The following is a 19,365-nucleotide window of genomic DNA, read 5'->3' as shown; positions in this document are numbered from 1 at the left end:
TTTTTTAATTCTCAATTCTTAATTCTCAATTTTCAAATAATGTATTGAGAACTGATGGATTCATTGCTCATCACTCGTCTGATGGTTTCGGCAAACATATCGGCGATGCTCAATTGCTTAACCTTATCGCATTTCTTGGAGTAAGGAATACTGTCTGTAAATACCATTTCGGTCAGACCGGACTCTTGTACGCGGAATGATGCCGGATCGGACATCACGCAGTGGCTGGCAATGGCACGTACGGATTTGGCGCCTGCTTCCATCATAATGTTGGCAGCTTTGGTAATGGTGCCGGCCGTATCTACAATGTCATCCACCAATACGACATTCTTGTCTTTTACGTCACCGATAATCTGCATGGTGGCAACTACGTTTGCTTTTTCACGCGTCTTGTTGCACAATACCAAAGGTACGCCGAGGTATTTGGAGAATGTGCTGGCACGTTTTGAACCGCCCACGTCGGGAGTTGCGATAACAAGATCATCCAGCTTTAATGATTCGATATAAGGAAGGAATACTGCCGATGCATACAAATGATCAACGGGAATGTTGAAGAAACCTTGAATTTGGTCAGCATGGAGATCCATAGTAATCAAACGGTCGATGCCTGCAACTGAAAGCAGGTCGGCTACCAGCTTGGCGCCGATGGAAACACGAGGTTTGTCTTTTCTGTCTTGACGTGCCCAACCAAAATAAGGAATAACTGCAATTACACTTTTGGCGGATGCTCTTTTGGCCGCATCAACCATCAGCAGAAGTTCCATCAGATTGTCGGAATTAGGGAAAGTGGATTGAACCAGGAATACGTTTGCGCCACGGATGGACTCTTCGTAAGAAACGGCGAATTCACCATCAGCAAAGTGGGTGATATTCATCTTTCCTAGAGGGCAATCAAGGCTGGCGCAGATTTTTTCTGCAAGGTATCTCGAGTTTGTTCCGGAGAATACCATAAAGGGTGCTTTTTCGCTCATTTTGTAATAGATGTTACCTATTTATTAATTTGCATGCAAAGGTATGAATTTCCCGCTACATAATACAAGACTTATTGTAGAAAAAATATTTTTCTTTACCGGATTTATTTGTAGCTTTGCTTTGTGAAATGCCTTTCATCTATATTATTGTCGGTAGGAATGCTATGCCTGGCAGGTACGGCGTTTGTCTCGTGTGTGGGTACGGCTCCTACAAAAGAGGTGCATCTGATTGATTCCTTGAATCAGGCGGCATATACTTATCGTTATAAAAATCTGGACTCGTCGTGTCATGCGGCGTCGAGGGCTTACCGGGAAGTGGGGCTTTACAGACAAGGAAAGGCGGAAGCCTGTAACAATCTGGGATTCTGCGCTTTTATGCGCATGGATTTCGAGCAGGCGGAGAAATACCATCAGGAAGTGTACGGCCTGACAAAGAATGAGTTGGAGCTTCTTATCGCCGATATAGGCTTGATGAAGATTTATCAGCGGACGGCGCTGAACAAGGAGTTTTATGATTACCGCAACAGCGCCGTGCGCCGCATGAAACGTATCGCCGAGGATAATAATCTGTTTGCGGACAGGCATGAACGGATGCGGCTGGCCTACGCCCGGTCGGAGTTCTATATCGTATCTGCCATATATTACTATTATCTGCAGCAGCGGTCGGAAGCTCTGGCGTCCATCGATGAGGTGCCGGAGAACGAGGAGCTGGCGGCGGACACCAACCAGTTATTGTATTATCACTATATAAAGGGTTCGGCTTCTTTGTGTGACGGAGAAACGCCCGACGAGCGTCGTTTAAGGGAGTTTGACGAACTGTACACGACCTGGAGACTGGCTTCCAGAAAAGGGTATCTGTATTTTGAGGGAAACGGCGTACAGGGGTTGGCCAATCTGATGGCTTCGCCGGATAATTATGAATTCTTTCAAGGACGGCGGGCGCATGCGCTGAAGCAGTTCGGCGAGCCGGTGGATTCTTTATTGCCCATGCGGTTGGGGCAATTGGCTTTGGAGAAATTCCGGCAATATAATGACATTTACCAAATTGCGGGCGCGTACGTTTCCATCGGGAAGTATCTGAATGCGCACGGGGAATACGAGCAGGCTCTCGATACGCTGAAACATGCTCTGGAATGTGTAAACGACCATCATCGCCGCTTTTACGATTGCCACGATAGCTTAGACTGGTTGAAGGCTTACGACCGCCGTGATACGATATGCGCGGAGAAGTCGTGGATTCAGCAGAAACTGAAAACCGTTCCCGAATGGATTTCAAGGATACGCGAGCAGTTGAGTGTGACTTACGCCGGGCTGGAAATGAAAGAGTATTCGGATTATAATAGGAATATATATCTGGATATTCTGGAAGATACCCGTCAGGATAAGGAGCTGGAAAGCCGTTATCAGGCGTTGGAGAAAGAGGCGGGACAACTGAACCTGCTGCTTTTCTGTGTGATTACGGGACTTATTTTGGTGCTGGTGTTCTTCTGGTTCTTTAATAAACGCTCCAAACTGCGCAACAGATTACACCTGCACCGCTTGCAGTCCATGCTGGATATTTGTCAGGGAATAACCGCATCCATTCCCGCCGATGCGCAGACTGAGGAAGACATCACGGATGCGATTCTGACGGCTGTACGTCCCGGGCTGAAATGTTTGTTCGGTACAGAAGAGGTATGTATCAAAAACAGAGAATTGGTATTCGCACGGCGTATGGGGAAAGACGAGCAGGCTATGGTGCAGGTAATCAACCCCTATATCCAATGGGCGCTGGATAACGGAATGACGTCCATCTCTCTCGGCGAGGAACAGCGCAGGCTGGAAAAGCAACGCTATATCCATGAACAGCATATCGCCGGAAACAAACGGCAGAATCTGATTAAAAAGGCTTGTCTTTCCATTGTCAATGGCATTCATCCTTACATCGACCGTATTCTGAACGAGGTGCATAAGCTGATACGCATGGGATATATCCATGATGAAACTATCAAAAAAGAGAAGTATCAGTATATTGATGAACTTGTCACCACCATTAACGAATATAATGATATTCTGGCTTTGTGGATTAAGATGAAGCAAGGTACGCTGAGCCTGAACATCGAGGCTTTTGAGCTGAATGAACTTTTTGAATTGTTGAGGAAAGGGAACCGGGCTTTCGAGATGAAGCGGCTGGATTTGGAAGTGGAGCCGACCGATGCCTGCGTGAAAGCGGACAAGGCCTTGACTCTCTTTATGATAAATACATTGGCCGAGAATGCGCGCAAATATACTCCTAAGGGGGGTAAGGTGAAAATCTACGCCCGTCGGGAGAGTGATTATGTGGAAATATCCGTTGAGGACAACGGCTGCGGCCTGTCTCCGGAAGATGTCGCCCATATCATAGGCGAGAAAGTATATGATTCCAAAGCCATCGGAGTGAACGACGCGCCCGACCGGGAAGAATTGCGAAAGAATAAGGGCAGCGGGTTCGGTTTAATGAATTGTAAGGGTATCATTGAGAAATATAAGAAAACGAATCCTATTTTTAATGTGTGCCTGTTCGATGTAGAGAGTACGTTGGGGCAGGGCAGCCGCTTCTATTTCAGGCTGCCGGCAGGAGTACGCAAGGTTTTGACGGTAATGCTGCTTGCATTCTCTTTGGGTATGGTTTCTTGCGGTAAAGCGGCAGATAACGATATGCTGAAGGAAACGCTTACCGATTCTCTGACATCGGCCTTGCAGGCAGAATATGAACTTTTACTGAATCGGGCTTCCGACTATGCCAATGAAGCCTATTACTGTAATGTGGACGGTGAATATGCGATGGCTTTACAATATATAGACTCCGCGATGATTTGCTTGAATGAGCATTACGGAAAGTACGCCGAAGAACCGCGTCGCTATATGGCTTTGGCCGGGGATGACACGCCTGCCGAGCTGGATTGGTGGAATAGGATGTTTAATTCGGACTTTCATGTGATACTGGATATCCGGAACGAGGCGGCGGTTGCTTTTCTCGCTTTGAAGCAGTGGGATGAGTACAGTTACAATAATGCCGCTTATACTACTTTGTACAAGTTGCTGGGCGAAGACCAGTCTTTGGAAGATTTCTGCCGTGAGCTGGAACGCTCTACGAATAATAAGATGGTGAGCATCCTGCTGGTGATTATTTTGCTGGTTACGCTATGTCTGGGGTATTATGTTCTGTATTTCCGCAGGAGATTGGTAAACCGTTGGAACCTGGAACAGGTCTTGGAAATCAACAAGCAGGTGTTTTCCGCCTCTGTAATGCCTGCATCCGAAAACGAAGAGATGCTGCAACGGGAAGAAGATACGCTGAAAGGTATTCCGCAACACATAGTGGATAATGCATTCGACGCGGTTAACGAGTTGTTGGGTATAGAGCGGTTGAGTATTGCGGTGTATAACGAGGCTGCCCATAGGTTGGAGTACGCATCCAATCCTTTGGAAGGAGCGGCGGAGAATAAATCCGTGTGGAAAGACTTGATGCAACGCTGTTTTGAAGAACAGAGGTATCTGTCGGAAAGTGGAATGCAGGTATTACCTCTCATTGTGAAAACCGGAAACTCCAGTCAGTGCATAGGGGTGTTGTGCCTGGTAAGAAGCGAGGCGCAGCAGGAGTCCGACCACTTGTTGCTGGAGCTGATAGCCCGTTACGTTGCGATCGTGATATTCAATGCGGTAGTGAAGCTGGCAACGAAATACCGGGATATCGAGACGGCTCAGGATGAAGCGCGCCGTGCATCGTGGGAAGACAGTGTGCTGCATGTGCAAAATATGGTACTCGACAACTGTTTGTCTACCATCAAGCATGAAACGATTTATTATCCGAACAGAATAAAGCAACTGATAGGCAAGCTCCGTTCCGGTGAGTTGTCGGAAACGGAAGAGCGGGAAACGGTAACGGCTATCAGCGAACTGATAGAGTATTATAAGGGGGTATTCTCCATTTTGAGCCAATGCGCATCCCGCCAATTGGAAGAGGTTACTTTCAGGCGTACGGTGATTCCTGTTTCAGAGTTATCGGAAGCTGCGGAGAAGTATTTCCGCAAGGCGGGCAGGGGAGTTGCGGCTTCTGTTGTTTTCAGTACGGAAACGGTAGACGAATCGGTTGTCGGCGATGTAAACCAATTGCGTTTTCTGTTGGAGAACTTGATTGATGAAGCTTTGTCTGTACCTGTTTCGGGAAAAATCAGCCTGACTTGTGCAGTAGAAGATGATTTTGTGCGTTTTCTTTTTACAGACACGCGGCGGGAGAAGACAAGGGAAGAGCTGAACCAACTGTTTTATCCGAATCTGGCGCGTATGACGGCCGGTGAAAGGGGAGAGTTGCACGGTACGGAGTATCTGCTATGCAAACAGATTATTCGCGACCATGACGAATTCGCCGGAAGAAGAGGATGCCGCATTAACGCGGAACCTGCGGAGAAAGGGGGATTTGCCGTATACTTTACGCTGCCCCGTTATCTAAAAAGAATTTAGCCGGGAAGATAATTGTTTTTCCCCGGAGCAAATCGGAATAAGTAAGGATGAAAGGATATGAAATATGGAAGCAAAGAAATTTAAAGTCATTATTGTAGAGGACGTAAAGCTGGAGTTAAAGGGGACGGAAGAGATATTCCGTCACGAAATACCGGATGCGGAAGTTATCGGTACCGCCATGACGGAACAGGAGTTCTGGGGTTTGATGGAAACCGGTGTACCGGACCTTGTTTTACTGGATTTGGGCTTGGGTGGTTCCACCACTATCGGCGTGGAGATTTGCCGCAATATCTTTAAGCGCTATCCGGGTGTGCATGTGTTGATATTCACCGGAGAGATTTTGAATGAGAAACTATGGGTGGATGTTCTTGATGCGGGAGCCGACGGTATCATTCTGAAGACCGGAGAACTGCTGACCAAGACGGATGTACAGGCCGTTATGGACGGGAAGAAACTCGTTTTCAATTATCCCATATTGGAAAAGATTGTAGAACGCTTTAAAACTTCCGTCCGGAATGATGCGAAACGGCAGGAAGCCGTTATCAGTTATGATATAGACGAATACGACGAACGCTTTCTCCGTCATCTTGCTTTGGGGTACACCAAGGAGATGATTGCCAATCTGAAAGGAATGCCGTTTGGCGTGAAGTCTTTGGAGAAACGGCAGAATGATTTGATAGGACGCCTTTTTGGAGATTATGAACGAGTGGGAGTAAATGCTACGCGCCTGGTGGTGCGTGCGCTCGAGCTGCGTATTCTTGATATTGACAATCTGGAAGCGGACGAGGAATAATCCCGGATACCGAATAGTTATGAGGAATAAATGGCGCATGCCCCATCCCGCAACGATGTTCTTCCTGCTGACGCTGGGAGTTATCTTTCTGTCGTGGATATTCGATGTCTACGGTTTGAGTGTGCGTCTGCCTCAGACAGGCGAGGAGATACGTGTACAGAGTTTGTTGAGCCCGGAAGGTATTCGATGGCTGTTGCGCCATGTGGTAACGAATTTTACGGGTTTCGCCCCGTTGGGGCTGGTTATCGTGGCGATGTTCGGGATAGGAGTTGCGCAACATTCCGGGTTTATAGATGCGTGTATACGCAAAGGCATACGCGGCCGGGGACGTAATCCGTGGCATATCGTACTCAGTGTTATTGTTTTGGGGTTGCTGTCCAATGTAGTGGGGGATGCCGGATATATCATATTGCTGCCTATCGCCGCAACGTTATTCCATTCGGTAGGATTGCATCCCGTAGGCGGAATTATAGCTGCTTATGTATCGGTGTCGTGCGGTTATAGTGCCAATATACTTTTGAGTACGCTCGATCCTATGCTTGCCGCCGCAACACAAGAGGCTGCCGATATGACGGATGTGTCGGGCGGACGGGTCGGACCTCTGTGCAATTATTATTTCTTTTGCGCATCTACTTTCCTATTGGTACTCATTATTTACCATATAACCCGTAGAAGACTATTGCCGGGCTTAGGGGAATACAATGGAAGTAATGCGTTTTGCGGTTATAAGCAGTTGTCCCGAAAGGAGCAGAGAGCTTTGTTGGGAGCTGTCATTGTCGGTTTGCTCTATGCGGCGCTTATTCTGTGGGCTACATTCTCTTCGTGGGGGATATTGAGAGGCGTTAATGGCGGGTTGATCCGTTCGCCGTTTATTGTCGGTATCCTGTTCCTGCTATCTTTGGGAATAGGGTTGATGGGAATGGTGTATGGATTCGCTTCCGGACGTTATCGTACGGACGGTGATGTGATAGAGGGGCTGACCCAACCGATGAAGTTATTGGGTGTTTATTTCGTAATCGCTTTTTTTGCTGCCCAGATGTTCGCTTGCTTTGAGTATTCACATCTGGATAAGTGTATCGCAATAATGGGAGCGAATATGCTTTCTTCCGTTCGTTCGGACAGTTTGTGGATACTGATATTATTTATTTTGTTTACTGCTCTTATTAACCTCATTATGGTTTCTTCCACATCGAAGTGGGCGTTTATGTCGTTCATTTTCGTTCCGGTATTGGCCGGTATGGGGATTGCTCCGGATATGACACAGTGCGCGTATCGCATCGGTGATAGCGCAACGAATGCGATTACTCCTTTCATGTTTTATATGCCGCTTGTTCTGACGTATATGCAGCAGTACGATAAGCAGTCTACTTATGGTTCGCTGCTTAAATATACGTGGAGATATTCATTGGCCATTCTTATTGCCTGGACTGCTTTGTTTGTGCTTTGGTATCTTTGTAAACTGCCGCTGGGATTGTAAGTCGGGATTGTTTTCGCGCGTATCTTTATTCTGCGGTAATAATATCAACATCATAACCAATGAAAAGCCCGCTTTCAATGACTCCCGTAATGGATTTGAGCTGTTGTTCCAAACCGGAGCCGATGGTGTCGAAACGGACATCCAAGATAAAGTTACCGTTTTCGGTCAGTATCGGACCGTCTTTCCCAACAGCAAGCCGCAATGTTATTTCAGAAGCTCCCAACCGACGAATCTCCTGCTCCGCATGATTGAGCGCACCGGGAAAGACTTCCACCGGAATAGGAAATTTACTCCCCAAACGCTCCACCTTCTTGCTTGGGTCGATGATGATGTAACTTTTGTCACTACTCTTAATCAGCAATTTTTCTTTGAACATGGCACCGCCGCGACCTTTAATCAGGTTATGTTGTGGATCGACCTCGTCGGCTCCGTCAAAAGTCCAGTCGGGGCGTTTATTCCAAAGGGTGGTTTGTGGTATGTTCAGTTGTATGCAGGTCATTGAAATCTCATTGGAAGCAGGTATTATCTCTATGTGGAGCGCTTCCTTGCGTATCCGTTCGGCCAATGCGAATAAAGTCAGGTAGACAGTAGAGCCGGAGCCGGCACCGATTATATCTCCGTTTTTGGCCATATCGGCTACTTCTTTGGCAACACGCTCTTTGCCGGCTCTGTTGATAATAGTATTTAACCATTGCAACTGTTCTATGAGTTGATTGTTCCACTTCATACCTTTTACTGTTTTTTATATTGTTATTATAACATAACTTTAAAGAAAAAAGTTTGCCAAGAATGTTTTCTGTTTCATTGGTTAACGGACTTTGTAAATAGGCTGTTCATTAAGGTTATAATGTAAATCGTATGGGTGACCGTCTATTTTTATATTGATAGATACATTGTCCTTGTTCCCGGTTTCTTTAAACTGACCCTCGATTGTGTGATCTGTGGCAGAGCGTACGGGGTATAGTACTGTAATATATCGTACAGGACTGTTATCTGGCTTCCGCATGACAACCGCATAGGACTTTCTTTGTTCATATTTTCTGTCTGTCTGGTAGGATATGCGGCCATCAAATTCTTTGAAGATAAGATTCTTATTTGTTTCTCCGAATGTACGAACTAACAGGTTGTTGTCACCATTGAAGGTGGTATGAGCGCCAAATACTTCCTTATCCAAAAGAACATTGTCAACAGACTTTTCATCGCAAAGATGGAAATATAATTTTGCATATCCGGTAGCTGTCCCGAATCCTTCATCTACAAATACAAAGAATTCTTGTGGCCGTTTGACGTAGAAGATGGCTCGACGGTGTTTGAAGTTGGCATATCCTTGATTTTCCGTCACAATAAGTTGGTATTCATTTTCATCTTTGGATAATAATAAGGTTCCGGCTGCTTTATTGATGTTTTCCGCTCCGGTCTCTTCATGTTCCGCGGTCTTGCCTAAAACCATCGTGTTATGCGCTTTGGTCTGGCGAAACCATCTGCGTAACTCCATTACATCTTCATTACCCTCTGCCATATATGCACAAACACCGGAGTCGGGGAAGAAGTTACGCCCGTTACGATATAGCTCAAACGTACCGTTGTCAAGCTGGTTATGGCTCGAATCGCCCAATTTTGAAGAAATATTATTACTGTGAATCAATACGGTAGATTGTGAGTCCCAACCGCTACGCAGTACATAAAAGCCTGAAGATTGGAACGTTTTTATTTGTGTGCTCGGACAAGTGCCGCTTTTACCATATGTGTACATATATTCAAACTCGGAATCTTCAGGAAACATTTCCATATATTTCTTGAAATTCTTATTTAGCACGCTTCGGGTTTTCACCCATGAATCGTTGAAAGCAGGGCTGCAATCTTTACTGTTTTTCGTGAAATAGCTGGGGTAAGTGAAGTGCATCACTACCTTTGCCGCTTTTAAAAGTACCTTATTGAGATTTGGTGAAAGTAAATTCTCCGGAACTTTGTTCAGAAGAAGCAGTCGTTTGAGGTCATACAGTCCGTCTAATATACCTATATGATAATGTAGAGACAAGTCGTTTGTCATACCATCCTCCAAAAACAGTTTTGAAGTTTGGTCATTGATAATATCACAACCTGTTTTTTGCCATTGTGAGGCATTCTTCAACTCAGGGAACAAAGTTCCTGCAAACACTAATGCCACTGCTTGGCTTAGCAAGATGTTATTTTCACCGGCATATTTGTATTTGGATAAATAATCGGCATGCTCCGCAAAGTGTACCAGGAAAAAAGAGAGCCACTCCGGCGTAAAGTTGGGAGAACTTTTGAAATATTCAAATGACTCCGTCTGACCCATAATGCGTGTGGACACTTGAAGCTGATACCATTTAAACTTATCAGGACTGCCTTCGGGCAGAGGATGCTTGGCAATCCAATCGGTATATACTTCTTTCCATGAAAGCATATATTTCTCATCATGAGAATCTTGATAGGTTTTTCCTTGAAGCGGCATCCAATTGTGGCGATGCAATTGCTTCTGATATTCATTATCCGCACCTTTAGGCGCAAATTCCCAATTGATTGTTTTATCGCTGTTTTGTAGGGAATAAGGCTTTTTCAGATTCTTATCTTCCAAATAGTTATCGTTTACATAAAAACGGTATTCATCTATGGCATAGTCCGCATAACCACGCTCTACCTCACTGGGAGAAGCTGATGTGACATTGGGATTCTTTATATTCTCTCTGTTTATGTAGTAAGCCAACAGTTCTTTTAAGGCGGTATTATCATCACCTGCTTCATGCAGCGATTTGACAGCACCCAATCCGGGATAGTCCAGATTAAGAATATTGAATAGGGTTACTTCTGTATCTTCGTCTGGGGGCAGAGCGGGCTTTTCTTCATCCTCTACGGGCGGTTTCTCTTCTTCCTTATCTTTTATGGGTATGTCGTTATCTGTACATCCGAACATAATGATAGAAGATAGGAATGCACAAATGTAAAAATGGCGTTTGAATATCATCGTATTAAGTATTTAGTTTATTTGTGCAAATATAAGAAGTTTATCACCGAGTGCCGTTCAGTAATGTGTATATCCTAACTACAAATAGGAGTTGAATTATTAATTTGGTTGAATATGTTATTAGAATTGTCTTTTAGAAAGAGAGAGGAAATGCCGAAACAAGAAAAGAACTCATTTACCGTTGATATCAGTTTAAAGAAATGATTTAGAAAAACATAGACAATCGTTAGTAACGGATCCAATAGGCTGTAATGACTTGAATTACATTTACATTACACTTCTCAGAGGGAAGTTCTTATTAGAAATATGTTTGGTATAATATATTGTAATGGTAAATATTATTTGCAAATAATAGCTAAGAAGTCATGGCGATATATTATTTTTGCCAAAAAAAGATATTTAATAATGATACTATAATAATCATTGAGTAAATATGAAAACGGAGTTAATAGAAAATTTAGACTTTACAGAGAAAGATTATAATGAGAAAACAGCAGGTGAGGATATTGCTTCTTTCAACGAGTTTATAGATGCTATTATCGCATTTGTAGAACAAAGTGGCGGTACTTTGGAAGATGCAATCATTATGGCTGACGATGCTTATTACCAATTATGATGCAACTCTTTTAAAAAATATTATGTATGTATAAAGCATTGTGTTTCAGTAATACAACTATTTGCTTGCCATATAGAAGACTATCATTTTAATACAAACAATAAATATTTTGAATGTAAAATTTGTAGTTTTCATAAAAAAACGTACCTTTGCACCGCAATTAAGGCTGGTTCCGTAGCTCAGCTGGATAGAGCAACGCCCTTCTAAGGCGTGGGTCTTGCGTTCGAATCGCAACGGAATCACAACGATAAGGCAAGTAGTCGATAAAAAGACTGCTTGCCTTTCGTCGTTTTATAATCTTAATGAATTTTCTTCCCGATAAACCGCTATCATCCCGTCAACATCTTTGTTTACGTAAAATAACACTTGTTACTACTCTCGTAAAAAGCTCAAAAAAGGTAAAAAGGTTTTGCTCCTACGTTATAGGCTGCTAACTTTGGAATATCAACTTTTAAAATAATAAAAGCATATGAAAAAATTAATCTTATCTCTTGCACTATGTTGTGCAGCTACTAATTTCTTTGCGCAGAATGCTGACCCTGCACAATTGGTCAACGAAGGTAAAGCCGCACTTGAGGCTAAGAATTATCAAGAAGCATTCACAAAATTCAGTACTTATCTGACACAGACCAACAACCAAGATTCTGTAATCGCTTTTAACTGCGGTGTTTGCGCCGATAAAATTAAGAAACCGGCGGACGCTTTGAAATATTTCGATATAGCCGTACAGAAAAAGTATAACTTGGCCAATGCTTATATCGGTAAAGCCGGTGCATTGAAGGATTTGAAGAAGAATGATGAATATGTAGCTACTCTGAAAGAAGGTCTGGAAGCAGTTCCCGGAAATAAGACATTGACCAAGCTGTATGCCACTTACTATGTAAATCAAGGTATTTTGGCACAAAGAGCCAAGAAAAACAGTGCCGCAGAAGAAGCTTTCAAACAAGCGGTTTCTATTCAGCCCGACAATGTAAACGCACTCAATAGCTTAGGCTCATTATACTACAATCAAGGCGCAACTCTGCTGAAAACAGATGCAGATAAAGCAAAAGAGGAATTTAAACAAGCCAAGGAATACTTGGATAAACTGATTCCGTTATTGTCTGCCGACAAACCGGCTCAAAAGAAAATGAAAGACAATGCAAATACAATGTTGAATTTCATCAATTCTCAATTACAGTAAGTATTTTCAAGAAGATAGCAAAAGAGAGGCAGGTACTGAATTACAATTACCTGCCTCTCTCTTTATTCTACCGCTTGTATTATTTGGTCTTTCTCAATACCACCGCCGTACGTGCCGGAATATAGAGCTTCAGCCACTCCTTCTTTTCTTTCTTATACAGAGGATCCGATAGAGTGAAATGCTTCACTGTATCATCGGTAAGGCCGTTACCGCCATAATCCGGATTATCCGTATTTAATATAACCTCATAAGAACCTGCCGGAACCAAGAAGCCATAATCAGTGAAAGACTGTTTAGGATTGAAGTTGAATACAAATATCAAATCCTTACGCATATACGCCAATACCTGATCGCCGTCATTATGCCAGATTTCCTGAACCGGTGTAGCCTGGAAATTCTTCACGCTCTTGATGACTCCCAACATGGCGCAATCGAAATCACCCAGATAATGATATGCCAGATTCTTGTTATCTACCAAATCCCATTGACGGCGGGCATACTTGCACGACCAGCCGTTACCTTCACGAGGGAAGTCTATCCATTCGGGATGGCCGAATTCATTACCCATGAAATTAAGATAACCGCCATTAATAGTCGTCGCTGTCAGCAAACGTATCATTTTGTGCAAAGCGATGCCGCGATGTACCGTATAGTTTTCATCACCTTTCTGCATGTGCCAATACATATCGGCGTCTATCAAGCGGAAAACAATGGTTTTGTCACCTACCAATGCCTGGTCGTGGCTTTCCGCATAAGATATTGTTTTTTCGTCCTGACGGCGATTGGTTACTTCCCAGAACATGCTGGACGGTTTCCAGTCTTCATCTATCTTTTCTTTGATAGTCTTAATCCAATAATCAGGAACATTCATAGCCATGCGATAATCAAACCCATAGCCGCCGTCCTCAAACTTGGCAGCCAGACCCGGCATTCCCGATACTTCCTCCGCAATGGTTATTGCTTTAGGATTAACTTGATGAATCAAGCGGTTGGCAAGCGTCAGATAACAGATGGCGTTGTCGTCCTGATGACCGTTGAAATAATCTCCATAATTACAGAATGCTTCACCTAAGCCGTGACTGTAATACAACATGGAAGTCACACCGTCAAAACGGAAGCCGTCGAAGTGATATTCTTCCATCCAGTACTTGCAGTTGGACAGTAAGAAATGAATTACTTCATTCTTGCCATAATCAAAGCAAAGTGAGTCCCATGCCGGATGTTCGCGACGGGCGCCCGGGTAGAAATATTGATTCGGATCACCGGCAAAGTTCCCCAAGCCTTCAACCTCGTTTTTCACTGCATGTGAATGAACAATATCCATGATAACGGCAATACCCATGCTGTGGGCTGTATCAATCAATTCTTTCAGTTCTTCCGGAGTACCGAAACGGGAAGAAGCCGCAAAGAAACTGGAAACATGATAGCCGAAACTTCCGTAATACGGATGTTCCTGAATCGCCATAATCTGAATACAATTATATCCGTCCTTGGCAATGCGCGGAAGAATCTTTTCCTGAAACTCTTTGTAGCTGCCTACTTTTTCCTCCTGTTGCGCCATACCGATGTGGCATTCATAAATCAACAACGGGTCGGTAGCGGCCTTGAAGCTCTTTTTCTTCATCTTGTACGGTTTCTCCGGAGACCATACTTGCGCGCTGAATATCTTGGTTTGCTCATCTTGAACAACCCGATTGGCCCATGCCGGAATGCGTTCGCCGCAACCGCCGTCCCAATACACCATCAACTTATATAAGTCGCCGTGTTTCATGGCGTCGGCGGGAAGCTTTATTTCCCAGTTGCCGTTCGCCTTACGTTTCAGGCTGTATTTTTTCTCTTCTTTCCAATCGTTGAATGTGCCAATCAGGAAAATTTGGGTGGCATTAGGCGCCCATTCGCGAAACACCCAGCCGTCATCTGTGCGATGTAAACCAAAATAAAGATAGCCGGATGCAAAATCCGATAATGTCTGCTTTCCCTTGTTGGTCAACTCAGCCTCTTTTTCAGCGGCATGTTTATGGCGTCCGTTTATGGCATCTGCATAAGGTTCCAGCCAAGGATCGTTTTTAATCAAATTCAATGTTTCCATAGAGGATTAATTTTGGATATTTGATATTATGCTTTAACTTTCACAATTACTTTTTTCACGCCGTCCGGAGTGATACCGGGAGCATGTCCGTCTTGTGGGAAGAAAATGGCAAACATACCTGGTTTTACTTCGATATAGCTTTCCGCCAGACCGGCAAAGAAAGTAATATCCTTTTCCGCGTTGTAAGGAGCATCGGCCGGAACGCAGTCTTTGGCAGCGGTATACCCCATTAATTCGGTTCCTGATAGAGGTATCTGGATGTCAATAAAGTCTCTGTGAGTTTCCAGCTTGGCATCTTCTTTTGCTTTCGGTTTGGTTTGCGCTACATTTACAAGCAAATCTTTACCTTTGAGCTCGGTTTTTCCCACTTCCAAAGCGTTTAAGTCGTGCGATTTCAAAAACTCGATGGCCTGTGCGAATAAAGGATTCAGCGAAGCGTATTTCTCTATGTTTTCAAGTCTGTCTACTACCATAATTCAAATATTTTTTAGTTAGTTATAAATAGGTAATTATTATTCAAAGTCGTCTATTGTGTAATTCACAAAGTCGGAAAAACGTTTCATCTGCTTGAAGACGTCATCTGTACGCTCCAGAAAGTCGGGAGCCAGAAAGAAGCTGTCAGGCTGATAACAAGTAACGGTGTATTCCTTACATTGCAGATACTTCAGGTACGGATAATCTTTTGGGAAACCTTTCGGGGCCGTCTTTAGAAAATTCTCTCCGATAACGGGAAAGTATTGCTTGAAAGCAGGATCCTCGACAATCCCCCGAAATTCATCCATATTATCATAAACAGCCTGTCTCAGGGCTTTCAGCAAGGGAGAGGGCGGACAATAGCTGCCACCCGCCAAGAGGCAGTTTCCCGGTTGCAGATGAACATAGTATCCGCAGTGGTCTGATTTCTTCCCTTTGGCATTGATGTAGCCGCCGAAATGATTTTTATAAGGCGTTTTGTCTTCCGTAAAGCGTGTATCCCGGTAGATGCGGTATGTGCAGTCCCTGGCTTCGATGCCACGAACACTTTCGTCAAACAATGAGATACGGGAGATAATAACTGTCAGCAGGTTCTCAAACTCGTTCCGGGCATTTTCATACTGTTCCCGGTGAGCATTGAACCATTCACGATTGTTGTTGGCGGATAGTTCTTTCAGAAATTGAAATATAACAGGGATGTTCATATCATATAAATCCTTATTTCTGCCAAATTTACGGATAATATTTCTAACATGCTACAAACAGACGTAAAAAAAAGCATCGGCTCTGGTAAACCGATGCTCCTTACACATTTATCAATCAAACAGACGCTTCTGTTTTTTGATGTACTTACTTATCACAAGCGGGTACGTCTCTTTTAATTAATCTTATATCTAATACTATGAAAAACACATTTATATAACATTACACTTTCAGATTTTGTTCATGGGGGTAAGCATATCTTTAGCAATTGTTATATCTTTGCAAGAAAATATGTAAAATATGAAAGAGTATAAATACGACGAAGAAAGCGTTAACGCTCTGATAGAGTGGACTAAAACTGCGTCATTCCCCGAACAGGTCATGCTAAGCGAAGCGGAGAATATATTTGATGTGAAAAGGTATGTACAGGCCAATCTGAGCGATATAGCCGCTCATTATCCGGATGAATTCTATAATCCGGCCATCACCCGCCTGTATCAATTAAAGGATAAGATGGAAGGTAAAGATAATGCAGAGTGATTGGGTTCACCCTGCATTATCTATCTTTTATAGTTTTATTTTGAGAATCTTACCGCTGCATCCCTCTACGGATACTTCCGTTGCCTTATAGGGCAATAGGCTTATTTTTTCTTCCTTACCGGTCAATAAATCCACGGCCTGATATTGGTCCATCTGCGGTATTTGCAGAAAATCGAAAGCATGGGAAGGAATATTGATTGCAAGGTCGGCCGATATATGGTCGAAGTTCACGACAAACAGCAATAAATCCCGTCCGAACTTACGCAGGAAAGTATATTGCCTATGTTCGTTGAAGCGCCAGCCGTTGACGTTGGCATACATCAAATCAAAAAAGTCTCCTTGCGCAATTGCCTTTTCCTCGTTGCATAACGTCAATATGCGTTGATAGACGCTATACAAATGTTTCTGATTTTCCGTCAGCATCTTCCCGTCGAATTTCCCGCCATTGCGCCAGCGACGGATAGTATCTACGCTCCAATAATCAAAGATAGTGGTACGTCCGTCCCTGCCGCTGAATCCTTCGCTATCCATACCCAGTTCGCCGAACTCCTGTCCGAAATAAATCATCATGGGATTTACATTCATACAAGCCGATACGATAAGGGCGGGAATAGCCTTGCGCGGATTACTCGCAAAGAAATCGGAAGCGATACGCTGCTCATCATGGTTTTCCAGGAAATTCAACATCCGTTTTTCTATTCCGCCCAGACTTTGCCATGCCCGTGTAATGGCGGTAGCGGATTCGTTGCCGCAAACTATCGCGCGGAGCGTGTCATATAATCCCACTTTGTCATAGAGATAATCAAATTTTCCGCGAAACAGATAGTTGCCGTATTCTTTCGGATTGTATACCTCGGCGATAAAGAGTAGGGCGGGGTACTTGGCCTTTACCTGCGGAATAGCCCATTCCCAAAACTCAACGGGAACCATTTCCGCCATATCGCAGCGGAAGCCGTCGATATTCTTATCCGCCCAGAACAGCAGAATGTCCAGCATTTTGGTCCATGTATCGGGAACGGGATTGAAATGACAGGTACCGCCATTCTGATAATCCACGCCATAATTTAGTTTGACCGTTTCGTACCAGTCGTTGATGTTAGGATACGCATCGAAACGGTTGTTACCCGTAGCCTTGGCGGGAAACTCTTTATAAGGTTCGGCGGCAGCGCCTTTCATGTCGAATTGTCCATGCAGTTCCGACTGCGGAATATAATAGAAGTTATTATAAGGACTGAACGCATAGTTTGTATCATCGTTTGCTCCCAACTGGGAAGTACCGTCCGGCTGCATATCCGAATGGTATTGACGTGCCACATGATTGGGTACGAAATCTATAATTACCTTCAGCCCGCTGCGATGCGTACGTTGCACCAGATTTTCAAATTCCTTCATACGTTCGGGAACATCTTTCGCCAAATCAGGGTCTACATCATAATAGTCCTTTATGGCGTAGGGCGAACCGGCCTTACCCTTTACGATAGCCGGATGATCGGGCTGGATATTATAGCGACGGTAATCCGTTTGCGTTGCGTGTTCAATGATACCTGTATACCAAATGTGGGTAGCACCCAGTTTTTTGATTTCTCCTAATGCCTTGGCGGTGAAATCCGCCATCTTGCCGCATCCGTTTTCGGCGATACTGCCGTTATTGATGCAGTGGTTATTGTTGTTTCCGAATAATCGGGTAAACACTTGATAAATAATCAGTTTTTTTTCGTCGCTCATTGCTTGTTATTTAGAGAATGGTTATTTTTATTCTTTCCATATGGTGCCTTTTTCTATTTGCAGGCGTTCAAGTATGTCGTTGGTGGCATTGTATCCCTGCATAAATATCTCTTCCGCCTTTTCCAGCTCCCGGTTGCTGTAACCGTCCAGATTATAAGGCTCTATCAGCAGGTCGGCTTTTTCCCGTTCGGGAAACGAGTTGGAGCGGAACATGAAGTTGTACGAACGCAAGGCTACACTTACGATATTCATTTTGTACTTAGGCGCCATTAAAGGGCTGACATTGATTGCTACAACCTTCTCGCATACCCGCCGAATGGTAGTTACAGGCAGGTTCATCAGCAAGCCGCCGTCCACGTAATACGTCTCGTCTATCTTTACGGGCGCAAACAGTACAGGCATACAGCAAGATGCCGCTACACGCTCCGCGATATCCCCTTTATGAAAATGCGCAAGACGCCCGTGGTCCAAATCCGTAGCGGTGATAATCAACGGCAATTTCAGCTCTTCCAGCTTTTTCGCCTTCAGGTTGCTTTTCAGGAAGTCTTTGAATTCACTAAGCTCAAACAAGCCCACTTTGGGAATAACCAGTTTCGTTAAATCCTGGAATTTATGCCCGGCAAAATAATCCAATACTTTATGGGGCTCGTTACCGTCCGCATAAAAAACACCGGCCAGCGCACCCGCACTGACACCGGAAATTATGTCGGGCTTAATATCGTGCTCCAATAAAGCCTGCATGGCTCCTAAATGGGCAAAACCTTTAATGAAACCGCCGCTCAGGGCATAACCGATAGAATATTTGTTTGAGAACCAGTTGTTCGTTACTACTTCCATGTTGTTAAAATCTACTGTTTTTGTTCGGTACGAAATTAGTTATTTTATCGTAGTAAGAAAGGAAAATAGTAGAAAAATGTTCATTTATTATAGTATCCACGGGAATTTGAAACACGTTTCATCAAACAATGCATAGTCGGCCGTACCGTTTACCGCAAAGGTTTTGATGCTGCGCGCCTCTTTCAGCAATTCACGCGCCAGCTTTATGGTAGACCCCGTTTTTATGCGGTCGTCCACCAGTAAAATGCTCTTTCCCTTGAAATCAAAATCAACGGGAGCCAGCAATTGCGGAGTATCGTATTTAGGATGTTGGTATTCGTCCCTCAAATTGATGCGCAGCAGGTGCACTTCTTTTTGTAAACGCTGATTGATGATGCCGGCCGGAACGATACCGCCATTGGCAATAGCTACAATCATATCAAAATCATCGTGGAACTCGATCGTGCGGAAACGCTCCAGCACTTCTTCCATTGTTTTTGCCATAAGAGTA

At 44.0% G+C, this 19,365-nt stretch carries 15 protein-coding genes and 1 tRNA gene; 7 read left to right on the top strand and 9 right to left on the bottom strand.

The window, feature by feature from the left end:
* Nucleotides 1–32 precede the first annotated feature (32 nt).
* Nucleotides 33–971, bottom strand: coding sequence for a ribose-phosphate pyrophosphokinase (locus I2F54_RS04720; RefSeq protein ID WP_009121005.1), 939 nt, complete (start codon nucleotides 969–971; stop codon nucleotides 33–35).
* A 159-nt stretch (nucleotides 972–1,130) separates the two neighbouring features.
* Here I2F54_RS04720 and I2F54_RS04715 point away from each other — a divergent pair, with 159 nt between their 5' ends.
* The 3 genes from I2F54_RS04715 to I2F54_RS04705 all read left to right on the top strand — a co-directional run bounded on the left by I2F54_RS04715 (nucleotide 1,131) and on the right by I2F54_RS04705 (nucleotide 7,723).
* Nucleotides 1,131–5,453, top strand: a complete 4,323-nt coding sequence (locus I2F54_RS04715; RefSeq protein WP_195500698.1) for a DUF5113 domain-containing protein — start codon at nucleotides 1,131–1,133, stop codon at nucleotides 5,451–5,453.
* A gap of 64 nt (nucleotides 5,454–5,517) precedes the next feature.
* Nucleotides 5,518–6,246 (top strand): DUF5932 domain-containing protein, encoded by a 729-nt coding sequence (locus I2F54_RS04710; RefSeq protein ID WP_009121003.1) that lies wholly within the window; start codon nucleotides 5,518–5,520, stop codon nucleotides 6,244–6,246.
* A 19-nt stretch (nucleotides 6,247–6,265) separates the two neighbouring features.
* A complete protein-coding gene (locus I2F54_RS04705) occupies nucleotides 6,266–7,723 on the top strand; it encodes an AbgT family transporter (protein ID WP_195500621.1) in 1,458 nt (485 codons plus the stop codon).
* A 25-nt stretch (nucleotides 7,724–7,748) separates the two neighbouring features.
* Here I2F54_RS04705 and rpiA read toward each other — a convergent pair whose 3' ends face one another.
* Together rpiA and hepC are read right to left on the bottom strand one after the other, a co-directional pair.
* Nucleotides 7,749–8,450, bottom strand: a complete 702-nt coding sequence (gene rpiA, locus I2F54_RS04700; RefSeq protein ID WP_195500620.1) for a ribose 5-phosphate isomerase A — start codon at nucleotides 8,448–8,450, stop codon at nucleotides 7,749–7,751.
* 81 nt (nucleotides 8,451–8,531) lie between these two features.
* Nucleotides 8,532–10,709, bottom strand: a complete 2,178-nt coding sequence (gene hepC, locus I2F54_RS04695) for a heparin-sulfate lyase HepC (RefSeq protein ID WP_338083436.1) — start codon at nucleotides 10,707–10,709, stop codon at nucleotides 8,532–8,534.
* Nucleotides 10,710–11,142: 433 nt separating this feature from the next.
* Between hepC and I2F54_RS04690 the strand changes: the two genes are divergently transcribed.
* The 3 genes from I2F54_RS04690 to I2F54_RS04680 all read left to right on the top strand — a co-directional run bounded on the left by I2F54_RS04690 (nucleotide 11,143) and on the right by I2F54_RS04680 (nucleotide 12,508).
* Nucleotides 11,143–11,325 carry a hypothetical protein gene (locus I2F54_RS04690; protein WP_009120999.1) on the top strand — a complete coding sequence of 61 codons (183 nt, stop codon included), beginning with the start codon at nucleotides 11,143–11,145 and terminating at the stop codon, nucleotides 11,323–11,325.
* A 168-nt stretch (nucleotides 11,326–11,493) separates the two neighbouring features.
* Nucleotides 11,494–11,567 (top strand) — tRNA-Arg (locus I2F54_RS04685).
* Between the two features lie 227 nt (nucleotides 11,568–11,794).
* On the top strand, nucleotides 11,795–12,508 hold the full coding sequence (locus I2F54_RS04680; protein ID WP_009120998.1) for a tetratricopeptide repeat protein: 714 nt from the start codon (nucleotides 11,795–11,797) through the stop codon (nucleotides 12,506–12,508).
* Nucleotides 12,509–12,587: 79 nt separating this feature from the next.
* Here the strand turns inward: I2F54_RS04680 and I2F54_RS04675 are convergent, their stop codons facing one another.
* Genes I2F54_RS04675 through I2F54_RS04665 form a run of 3 tightly spaced genes read right to left on the bottom strand, consistent with a single transcriptional unit; the run spans nucleotide 12,588 to nucleotide 15,775 of the window.
* Entirely contained in the window at nucleotides 12,588–14,597 is a 2,010-nt protein-coding gene (locus I2F54_RS04675) for an alpha amylase C-terminal domain-containing protein (RefSeq protein ID WP_195500619.1), read from the bottom strand.
* A gap of 26 nt (nucleotides 14,598–14,623) precedes the next feature.
* Complete coding sequence (locus I2F54_RS04670; RefSeq protein ID WP_009120996.1) at nucleotides 14,624–15,070, bottom strand: YhcH/YjgK/YiaL family protein; 447 nt, start codon at nucleotides 15,068–15,070, stop codon at nucleotides 14,624–14,626.
* Between the two features lie 39 nt (nucleotides 15,071–15,109).
* A complete protein-coding gene (locus I2F54_RS04665) occupies nucleotides 15,110–15,775 on the bottom strand; it encodes a DUF2461 domain-containing protein (RefSeq protein WP_009120995.1) in 666 nt (221 codons plus the stop codon).
* Nucleotides 15,776–16,073: 298 nt separating this feature from the next.
* On the opposite strand from I2F54_RS04665, the gene I2F54_RS04660 reads away from it, so the two are divergent.
* Entirely contained in the window at nucleotides 16,074–16,313 is a 240-nt protein-coding gene (locus tag I2F54_RS04660; RefSeq protein WP_009120994.1) for a DUF6965 family protein, read from the top strand.
* A 27-nt stretch (nucleotides 16,314–16,340) separates the two neighbouring features.
* On the opposite strand, the gene I2F54_RS04655 is transcribed toward I2F54_RS04660, so the two are convergent.
* From I2F54_RS04655 to I2F54_RS04645, 3 genes are all read right to left on the bottom strand, one after another.
* The gene (locus I2F54_RS04655; RefSeq protein ID WP_022219154.1) at nucleotides 16,341–18,038 is read right to left on the bottom strand and encodes an alpha-amylase family protein; all 1,698 of its coding nucleotides are present in this window, start codon (nucleotides 18,036–18,038) and stop codon (nucleotides 16,341–16,343) included.
* Nucleotides 18,039–18,065: 27 nt separating this feature from the next.
* Nucleotides 18,066–18,875 (bottom strand): patatin-like phospholipase family protein, encoded by an 810-nt coding sequence (locus I2F54_RS04650; RefSeq protein ID WP_009120992.1) that lies wholly within the window; start codon nucleotides 18,873–18,875, stop codon nucleotides 18,066–18,068.
* Between the two features lie 87 nt (nucleotides 18,876–18,962).
* Nucleotides 18,963–19,358 (bottom strand): phosphoribosyltransferase, encoded by a 396-nt coding sequence (locus tag I2F54_RS04645; RefSeq protein WP_195500618.1) that lies wholly within the window; start codon nucleotides 19,356–19,358, stop codon nucleotides 18,963–18,965.
* Nucleotides 19,359–19,365: the final 7 nt, after the last annotated feature.

Origin of the sequence: Bacteroides clarus, assembly GCF_015555825.1 — a bacterium.
GTDB lineage: Bacteria > Bacteroidota > Bacteroidia > Bacteroidales > Bacteroidaceae > Bacteroides > Bacteroides clarus.
This window is presented reverse-complemented; position numbering and strand designations above follow the sequence as displayed.

What these genes read in the sequence shown, in the direction of transcription:
- I2F54_RS04720 (WP_009121005.1), bottom strand. Translation starts at nt 971, where the DNA reads ATGAGCGAAAAAGCACCCTTTATGGTATTCTCCGGAACAAACTCGAGA.
- I2F54_RS04715 (WP_195500698.1), top strand. Translation starts at nt 1,131, where the DNA reads ATGCTATGCCTGGCAGGTACGGCGTTTGTCTCGTGTGTGGGTACGGCT.
- I2F54_RS04710 (WP_009121003.1), top strand. Translation starts at nt 5,518, where the DNA reads ATGGAAGCAAAGAAATTTAAAGTCATTATTGTAGAGGACGTAAAGCTG.
- I2F54_RS04705 (WP_195500621.1), top strand. Translation starts at nt 6,266, where the DNA reads ATGAGGAATAAATGGCGCATGCCCCATCCCGCAACGATGTTCTTCCTG.
- rpiA (WP_195500620.1), bottom strand. Translation starts at nt 8,450, where the DNA reads ATGAAGTGGAACAATCAACTCATAGAACAGTTGCAATGGTTAAATACT.
- hepC (WP_338083436.1), bottom strand. Translation starts at nt 10,709, where the DNA reads ATGATATTCAAACGCCATTTTTACATTTGTGCATTCCTATCTTCTATC.
- I2F54_RS04690 (WP_009120999.1), top strand. Translation starts at nt 11,143, where the DNA reads ATGAAAACGGAGTTAATAGAAAATTTAGACTTTACAGAGAAAGATTAT.
- I2F54_RS04680 (WP_009120998.1), top strand. Translation starts at nt 11,795, where the DNA reads ATGAAAAAATTAATCTTATCTCTTGCACTATGTTGTGCAGCTACTAAT.
- I2F54_RS04675 (WP_195500619.1), bottom strand. Translation starts at nt 14,597, where the DNA reads ATGGAAACATTGAATTTGATTAAAAACGATCCTTGGCTGGAACCTTAT.
- I2F54_RS04670 (WP_009120996.1), bottom strand. Translation starts at nt 15,070, where the DNA reads ATGGTAGTAGACAGACTTGAAAACATAGAGAAATACGCTTCGCTGAAT.
- I2F54_RS04665 (WP_009120995.1), bottom strand. Translation starts at nt 15,775, where the DNA reads ATGAACATCCCTGTTATATTTCAATTTCTGAAAGAACTATCCGCCAAC.
- I2F54_RS04660 (WP_009120994.1), top strand. Translation starts at nt 16,074, where the DNA reads ATGAAAGAGTATAAATACGACGAAGAAAGCGTTAACGCTCTGATAGAG.
- I2F54_RS04655 (WP_022219154.1), bottom strand. Translation starts at nt 18,038, where the DNA reads ATGAGCGACGAAAAAAAACTGATTATTTATCAAGTGTTTACCCGATTA.
- I2F54_RS04650 (WP_009120992.1), bottom strand. Translation starts at nt 18,875, where the DNA reads ATGGAAGTAGTAACGAACAACTGGTTCTCAAACAAATATTCTATCGGT.
- I2F54_RS04645 (WP_195500618.1), bottom strand. Translation starts at nt 19,358, where the DNA reads ATGGCAAAAACAATGGAAGAAGTGCTGGAGCGTTTCCGCACGATCGAG.